1 protein-coding gene is annotated in these 1,739 nt (G+C 73.4%); it reads left to right on the top strand.

Translation table 11 applies throughout. From position 1 onward, the window contains the following. The coding region (locus Q0112_RS00010; protein ID WP_297970009.1) for a hypothetical protein at positions 1-1,533 on the top strand (1,533 nt) is incomplete at its 5' end. Positions 1,534-1,739 lie beyond the last annotated feature (206 nt).

The raw sequence follows: 1,739 nt of genomic DNA, 5'->3' as shown, positions 1-1,739 counted from the left end.
GCCGGCGTCCGCCGCGGCTTCGGCATCGACGAGAACACCGCGCTCCTCGTCGAGGGCACCACCGCCCGGGTCTGCGGCGAATACGGCGTCATGCTCGTCGACATGCGCCACCGGGGCGGCCTCGGGGCCTTCCGCCTCTCCTACCTCGACGACGGCGACGGCCTCGACCTCGCCCGCTTCCGCCCCCAGCCCGGCGCCGCCAAGCGCCGGGTCAGGAAGCGCGAGATCGCCTACCGCGCCCCGGCCCGCTCCCGCCGCAACGTCTTCGGCGCCTACACCCTCTACGACCTGATGGCCCGCCTCGTCCTCGGCGACCCCGCGAGCTATACCCGCGACCAGGCCGAGGCTTTCGACGCCCGCTCCGGCATCAACGTCACCGTCGAGCTCGAGCGCCAGCCCCGCCGCTCCAAGGGCCTGATCGCCACCCCCGAAAGCGGCCTCCGCATGTCGGCCCTCGACTTCCGCTGCTCGATCACCCGCGAGCACCTGAGTGCCACCCGCCTCGCCGACCGCATCGGCAGCCGCGCCCGCACCTTCGGCATGACCCCGAACCCCGAGGCCCGCATCGTGCTGCTCGGCTCCTCGCCCCTCACCGCCGCCCCCGCCATGCTCGAGGCCCCCATCGCCCTCCTCGGCGCCGGCCCCGTCGGCGTCCTCGCCGCCGCCTCCGCCGACCCCGCCCGCACCGCCGCCGAGCACCTCGCGCTCCTCGCCCGCCACGGCGTGCACGCCATCGACCTCGGCGTCACCATCGACAACCTCGACTACGTGGAGCAGAACCACGACCTCCTCGAGGACATCGCCGGCCTGCGCGGCATCCTCTTCTGCGGCGGCAACCAGATTCGCCTCGTCGAGACGCTCCTCCACCGCGGCGAGGAGAGCGCCGTCCTGCGCGCCATCGCCCGCGCCCACGCCCAGGGCGCGGTGCTGATCGCCGCCTCCGGCGCCGCCTCCGCGCTCTCGGGCGTGATGATCGCCGGCGGCTCCTCCTGGGAGGCGCTGCGCTACGGCGTCTCCTCCGACACCGGCCACCGCGGCCTCGTCATCCAGGAGGGGATCGGCCTCTTCTCCGGCGGCATCGTCGACCAGAACCTCATCTCCGGAAACCGGCTCGGCCGCCTCGTCGTCGCCTGCGCCGAGGAGAGCGAGCGCTTCGGCATCGGCGTCTTCGAGGACAGCGCCGTCGTCGCCTCCCACGCCGGCAGCCGCCTGCAGGCCACCGGCGCCAGGGGCTTCCTCCTCGTCGAGGTCGACGTGACCGCGCTCGAGCTGCAGAGCGACAGCTTCGTCGCCCGCGGCGTCCGCCTCACCGTGCTCGGCCCCGGCGACACCGCCGACCTCGCCACCGGAGCCGTCACCCGCGAGGCCCCGGCGGAGGCGGCCGCGGCCCTTCTCGCGCGGCTCGTCGCCGACCTCGCCCGCGAGGTCGGCACCACCCGCGGCGCCTCGCACGGCCTGCGGGCGCAACCGCACGACCTCGAGGGAGCCACCGCCTTCCTCGACCTCGAGTTCCCGCGCGACGAGTCCGACTGAACCCCGTGCCGGCACGTTAACCTCGGTTGAGATCGGGTTAACAAGCGACCCTTGAATCGAGCGATTTCAATGCGTTGACCAAGTGGGCACGCGTGCCCACCGGCACAAAAAAACCGCGCCGGAGCGCGGTTTTCCCGGGTTGCCCTGGCGCCGCCGTCAGCCCTGGCGGGCCTTGAAGCGGCGCTGGGTCTTGTTGATGACGTAGA

It is taken from the genome of uncultured Amaricoccus sp. (assembly GCF_937858865.1).
In the GTDB taxonomy this organism is placed as follows: Bacteria; Pseudomonadota; Alphaproteobacteria; order Rhodobacterales; family Rhodobacteraceae; genus Amaricoccus.
This window is presented reverse-complemented; position numbering and strand designations above follow the sequence as displayed.